The 3,844-nt window shown below is 65.3% G+C and carries 4 protein-coding genes; all 4 read left to right on the top strand.

Translation table 11 applies throughout. From position 1 onward, the window contains the following. Positions 1-796, top strand: a 796-nt coding sequence (locus VL752_RS07845; protein WP_325353865.1) for an NtaA/DmoA family FMN-dependent monooxygenase, incomplete at its 5' end; no start/stop codon positions are given. 119 nt (positions 797-915) lie between these two features. Further along, positions 916-2,379 (top strand): MFS transporter, encoded by a 1,464-nt coding sequence (locus VL752_RS07840; RefSeq protein ID WP_325353863.1) that lies wholly within the window; start codon positions 916-918, stop codon positions 2,377-2,379. A gap of 77 nt (positions 2,380-2,456) precedes the next feature. Next, positions 2,457-2,819 (top strand): FKBP-type peptidyl-prolyl cis-trans isomerase, encoded by a 363-nt coding sequence (locus VL752_RS07835; RefSeq protein WP_325353861.1) that lies wholly within the window; start codon positions 2,457-2,459, stop codon positions 2,817-2,819. Between the two features lie 60 nt (positions 2,820-2,879). After that, the coding region (locus tag VL752_RS07830; RefSeq protein WP_325353859.1) for a zinc-dependent alcohol dehydrogenase at positions 2,880-3,844 on the top strand (965 nt) is incomplete at its 3' end.

Genomic DNA, 3,844 nt, shown 5'->3' with positions numbered 1-3,844 from the left:
GCGCGACAAGGAGTCCGGCATCTTTTTCGACCCCGGGAAGATGCATGTGCTGGCGCATAAGGGCGAGCATCTGTCCGTCAAAGGTCCGCTGAACATCGCCCGCCCCGTCCAGGGGTGGCCGGTGATCGTCCAGGCCGGCGCATCGGATGCCGGACGGCAGCTGGCGGCCGAGACGGCGGAGGTGATTTTCGGATCGAGCCGCACCATGGCGGACGGACAGAGCTTCTATGCCGACATGCAGCGCCGTCTGAAGGCAGCGGGCCGCGCGCCGGGGGCTCTGAAAATCCTGCCTGGCGTGCTGGTGGTGGCCGGCCGCACGCATGATGAGGCGGTGGAGAAGAAGCGCCTGCTGGACAGTCTCGTTCACCCTGACAGTGGGCTGCCGAACCTCTCCATGCGCCTCGGTGTCGATGCCTCGGGCTTCGATCTCGATGGGCCGCTGCCGGACATCCCCGAAACCAATGCGAGCCAGAGCGGCCGCGCCGCGCTGGTGGAGCTTGCCCGACGGGAAAACCTCACCGTCCGCCAGCTTGCGCAGATGGCGGGCGGCTACGGCGGATTGCAGATGGTGGGCACCGCCGAGGAGATCGCGAATGAGATGCAGGCCTGGCTGGAGGGCGAGGCGTCTGACGGGTTCAACGTCATGTTCCACAGCGTGCCCGAGGGGCTGGACGATTTCGTCGATCTCGTGGTGCCGGAGCTGCAGCGGCGTGGCATCTTCCGCAAGATGTACGAGGGCCGAACCTTGCGCGATCACCTGGGGCTGGCGCGGCCGGCCAATCGGTTCTTCCCCTGATCCGGCGCGGCCGCGCCCGGAAACGGGAGGCCGCCGCCATTGACCTGTGGACGTGGTTGTATAGTCTGAACTGAAAGGCCGTTTGAGTTCTCATAAGATAAAAAAGGCAGGAGGCGTCCATGACGCGTGGTGATGACCTGACGGCGCACGACCTGCGCCGCCTGTCCGACCAGGCAACGCAACAGTTGCTCAACAAGCCAGGCACCCTGTCCAGCACGCAGGGTGGCTGGATGATGATTGCGACGATCCTGATCGAAGCCTGGGATCTCTATGCGATCGCTTTCGTGCTCATCTTCATCAAGACGGACCTGAACCCGACGGCGGCAGAGGTCGGGCTTGCCATGGCGGCGGTGCAGGGTGGTGCGCTCATCGGGGCTTTCCTCGGCGGTGTGATTGCGGATCGTTTCGGACGCAAGAAGGTCTTCATCGGCACGATGGTTCTTTTCATCATTCTCGCGGTGGCGCAGGCCTTCGTGCAGAATATCTGGGAACTCGTCATCGTCCGGCTGCTGCTCGGCATTCCGCTCGGCAGCGACATCTCGAACGGCTATGCCTACATCATGGAATCCATGTCCCGCGGCAAGCGCGAGGAAATGGGCAGCCGCTGGCAGTTCATGTTCGGAGCCGGCGAGGTGGTATCCATCCTCGTCGTGACGCTGCTCTACGCCATCGGTATCGACCACGCCGTGCTGTGGCGGCTGGCGCTCGCGCTCGGCGCCGTGCCCGCTATCATTCTGCTGATCGGCCGTCTCAATCTGCCAGAGACGCCGCTCTCCCTGCTGCAGCGGGGGAAGTTTGTCAGGGCAAAGGAGGTCTCCCAGCAACTGTTCAACGATCCGCTGGACATTTTGCCCAATCGGGACGTGACCCTGCCGAAGCCGAAGATCAGCGATTTCCTCAAGGTGATCTGGGCCGATCCGATCAAGCGGCGGGCGACGATCTTCGCCTGGATCTCCAATGCCTGCCAGGGTGCGGAATTCACCGCCTGGGGCTTTTATCTGCCGGTGATCCTGGTGCTCAGCGGCGTCGGCGTCTCCCAGGGCGGCAATATGACGGGCACGAATATTGTGACCGCGCTCATCTTCTGCCTGGCGACGGTTTCGGGCTATGTCGCACCACTCATGCTGCGGAGGATCGGTCATCGGGGCGTTGCCATGTGGGGCTTCGGTCTCGCCTTCGTGGGCCTCATTCTGGGCGGTTTCGCCATTCACTTCGACTGGAAGATCCTCATCGTCGTCGGTGCCTGCATCCTGATGTGGGGCCATTATTGGGATGCCTCGAATGGCATGACCATCGCCTCGATGGTGGCGCCGACGCGTTTCCGGGCGACGGCCTCGGGCTTCGGCTATGTCTTCGTCAAGGCCGCCTCCTTCTTCGGTGCTTTCGTTTTCCCGCTCGTCAGTGCCCATTTCGGCAAGGCCGGCGCCACCTTCGTCGTCTCCATCCTGTCGCTCATCGGCTTCCTGGCGGCGAAATTCATTCTGCCGGAGGTCTATGGCTATGTTGAAGCGGAAGAGGCGACGGCGGAGGCATCCGCGACTGCCGCTTCGCTCGGCCGCCCCGCCGAGGCCAAGGGGGTTTAGTTGTCTGGCACGGCTGGCTGGCCGATAAGACGGGATGGCGCGGCACCGGCCGCGACCGCTCAGATGGAGTTTCGACCATGGCAGACGAATTCATGACCTTGCACCCGGGCCTGCGCTACCGCGACGAGGTGGTGGGGGAAGGCGCGCAGCCGACCAAGGGCCAGAAGGTCACGGTGCATTACACGGGCTGGCTGGATAATGACGGCGCGCAGGGCCGCAAGTTCGACAGTTCACGGGACCGCGGTGCGCCCTTCGAGTTCACGCTCGGCGTGCAGCAGGTGATTTCGGGCTGGGATCTCGGTGTCGCGACCATGCGCGTCGGCGGCCGGCGCACGCTGCTGCTCGCCCCCCAGCACGGCTATGGCGCGCGCGGCGCGGGTGGCGTTATCCCCCCGAATGCCACGCTGATCTTCGACGTCGAACTGCTCGGCGTCGGCTGAGCCGGACCGGCTCTTAAGCTCAAGGCCCACCACAGAACTGGGCCGCAAGGGAGGAAGACGATGCAAGCCGTGGTGCTCTCCGCCATCAGGCGCCCCGAACTGGTGGCCGTGCCCGAACCGCAAACCGGGGCCCATCAGGTCAAGCTGCGGGTGGAGTACTGCGGCATCTGTGGCAGCGACCTGCATGCCGAGACCTTCGACCTGTTTCAGGTCGGCGTGACCATGGGCCATGAATTCTCCGGCCGCATTGTCGAGATCGGGTCCGAGGTGCGTGGCTGGAACCTGAGCGAGCGGGTCTGCGTCAACCCCAATGGGGCGACCTGCGGGCAGTGCGAGAGCTGCCGGGCTGGCCATTTCAACCTTTGCCCGGAGGCGTTGCGGAACAGCGTGGGCGTCGTCGCGCCCGGCGGCTTCGCCGAATTCGTGGCGGTGGATGCGCGGACTTTGCACCGGCTGCCGGAGAGCGTCTCTCCGATGCAGGGCGCGTGGGTAGAGCCGGCTGCGGTGGCCCTGCATGCCGTGCGCCGCTCCGGCATTCAGGTGGGGGATGAGGCCATCGTTTTCGGCGCCGGGCCCATCGGCCTGCTGGCGCTGCTCATGCTGCGGCTGGCGGGCGCGGGTGCTGTCACCGTCGTGGAGCCCAATGCGGCGCGGCGGGAGAAGGCGCGCGCCTGCGGGGCGGACCGGGTGATCGACCCGCGCGAGAGCGCCCCCGAGGCCGATCTGCTGGCAGGCCAGCCGCGCCCGCGTTTCGCCTTCGATTGTGTCGGCAGCCACGCGGTGGTGGAAGCTGCCGTCCGTCTGCTGCCGCCGCGCGGTTGCCTCACCATCGTCGGTGTCGCGCAGCATCCCATCGGCTTCTCGCCCACGGAGTTTCTGTTCCGGGAAATCGAGATCCGCGGCAGTTTCATCTACAACGAGGAATTCGCCCAGACGATCAGCCTGATGGCCTCCGGCAAGTTAGACATCACGCCCCTGACCTCGGGCGTGAAACCCCTCGCCGAAGCCGTCGCCGCGATCGACGA

Origin of the sequence: Acidisoma sp. (genome assembly GCF_035492295.1) — a bacterium.
Lineage (GTDB): Bacteria > Pseudomonadota > Alphaproteobacteria > Acetobacterales > Acetobacteraceae > Acidisoma.
This window is presented reverse-complemented; position numbering and strand designations above follow the sequence as displayed.